General features: G+C 65.8%; 3 protein-coding genes. 2 read left to right on the top strand and 1 reads right to left on the bottom strand.

The annotated features are described in order from the left end of the window. On the top strand, positions 1 to 653 hold a 653-nt coding region (locus HC022_RS25395; RefSeq protein ID WP_167454239.1), incomplete at its 5' end, for a UTP--glucose-1-phosphate uridylyltransferase. Positions 654 to 832: 179 nt separating this feature from the next. On the opposite strand, the gene HC022_RS25390 is transcribed toward HC022_RS25395, so the two are convergent. After that, positions 833 to 1,540 carry a PAS domain-containing protein gene (locus HC022_RS25390; RefSeq protein ID WP_167454238.1) on the bottom strand — a complete coding sequence of 236 codons (708 nt, stop codon included), beginning with the start codon at positions 1,538 to 1,540 and terminating at the stop codon, positions 833 to 835. A 245-nt stretch (positions 1,541 to 1,785) separates the two neighbouring features. On the opposite strand from HC022_RS25390, the gene HC022_RS25385 reads away from it, so the two are divergent. Next, positions 1,786 to 1,923, top strand: a 138-nt coding sequence (locus HC022_RS25385) for a YicC/YloC family endoribonuclease (protein ID WP_303049101.1), incomplete at its 3' end; no start/stop codon positions are given.

Here is a 1,923-nt window from a genome sequence, read left to right as displayed (position 1 = left end):
GCGAGAAGGGCAAGCATGGCATCGCCGACACGCTCGACAGCTTCGCCATCAACCCGACCGAGGAACAGGCGCATTTCGTCATGCAGCCCGAGGCGCTTGGTCTGGGCCACGCGGTGCTCTGCGCCGCCGACGAGGTGCTGCCGGGGCCGGTCGCCATCATCCTGCCCGACGACCTGATCATGGGTCAGAAGGGCTGTATCTCGGAAATGATCGAGGCCTACGAGGCTGGCGATGCGGGCCACATGGTAGCGACGATGGAAGTGGGCCGCGACGAGGTCAGCGCCTATGGCGTGCTCGACCCGATCGGCGAGCCCGAGGGCCAGTGCGTGAACGCCTCGGGCATGGTCGAGAAGCCCGAGGCCGACAAGGCGCCGTCGCTGCACGCGGTCGTCGGCCGCTACGTGCTCGACGCCTCGATCTTCGACGACCTGCGCAACCAGGAGCCGGGGCTGGGCGGTGAGATCCAGCTGACCGACGCCATCGCCAAAGGCATCGAGCGCGTGGGTCTCTGCGGCTTCCGCTTCAGCGGCCAGCGCTTCGACTGCGGCTCGAAGGCCGGTATGCTGCGCGCGACCCTCGCCTATGCCGGCAGCCGCGAGGAATTCCACCCGGTGCTGCAGGAAGAGACGAGCCTGCCGATGGCGGCAGAGTGAGCTTCTGAGCAGATCCGCTCCGCCGTCCAACCGGCGGAGCACTGGACAAAAAAACGCCCCGCCGGTTTCACCGTGCGGGGCGTGCTCGATCAGGAGCCCGCGGCCTGTAAGGACGCCGCAGGTTCCCGTTGGTCCGGCCCGGTGGGCGAGACCTGCCTATATCTCATGATGAATGCGGATCAGTCGTTCGAGACGATCAGCCTCAGGTGCGGCGGCCTGCGCGGCTTGCCGTCCTTCTTGCTGCCGCGATGGAAACTTGCCGCGGGCTCGGCGAGTTCGCTCGGGCGCTTCTTCGGGGGCGTGTCGATGTACACGGCCACCGGGTCGACCGGGATCATGTTGAGCGCAGGGCGGGCGTCGACCGAGACGACGGTGAAACGGCGCGGGGTGCGGCCGATCTTGCCGTTGCTGACCAGCACGCCGATCATCCGCGTCATGTCGCCCATGTCCGAGCGCAGCGGCAGCATCAGCAGATGCGCCTCGAGCGCGCCCTTGCCAAAGCCTTCCTCGGCGCGCAGCTCCATCTTCACCATGGCCCCGTCCGAGAACACCTGACCCACGGCGACACCGAGCTGTTCGCGCGCCTCGGGGGTGAACAGCGCCGAGAGCGGCATGCCGCCGGTCTCCATGCCCATGAGCTCGTTCAGGTGGGTGCCGGAAACCCGCAGCTTGGCAAGCGTTGGGGCGATACGCTCGGCGAGGAAGGCGTATTCGAGAACGCTCTCGATCCCGCGCGGGTCGATCTGGCTGCGCAGCGGCACCTCGCCGCTGTGACCGGCCAATCCCTGCCAGTAGCTCTCGAGCAGCCGCAGCGGTGCCAGCCGCTTCTGTTTGTCACGATCGGTCATCGACACCACGTCCCGTCCGTTACCGCCCTTACCGAACATCTCGCGCACTCCTTGGTCTTGCGTCGCGCTGCGCGGTCGGAGCCCCCGTTCCAACTTGCTAGCCTTTATCATCGTCTTGAGTCTGAAGTTATCTCAAATGCGACGGGATTTCGCCCCAATTGTGGCTCAAAGGTTAACAGATCCCGGGATATCCCGACGCTTTCCATGCCAGAGCCCAGACTGTAGGGCCTTGAAAATCGGGCTGTTTTAAGAAAAACGCCCGGTCTTAAGACACGGAGGCGGAAATGCGGCAATCCATGACCGGATTTGCGTCGCGCAGCGACGAGGCGGAGGGGCTCCGCTGGACCTGGGATCTGCGCGGGGTGAACGGCAAGGGACTCGAGCTTCGGCTGCGGCTGCCGGATTGGGTCGAGGGGCTCGAG

Origin of the sequence: Salipiger sp. HF18 (assembly GCF_011806505.1) — a bacterium.
GTDB lineage: Bacteria > Pseudomonadota > Alphaproteobacteria > Rhodobacterales > Rhodobacteraceae > Salipiger > Salipiger thiooxidans.
Note: the sequence above shows the minus strand (reverse complement) of the source record. Positions and strands in the feature narration are given on the sequence as shown.

Bases quoted from the DNA above. Each gene is read 5' to 3' on its own strand.
- HC022_RS25390 (WP_167454238.1), bottom strand. From the start codon at position 1,540: ATGTTCGGTAAGGGCGGTAACGGACGGGACGTGGTGTCGATGACCGAT.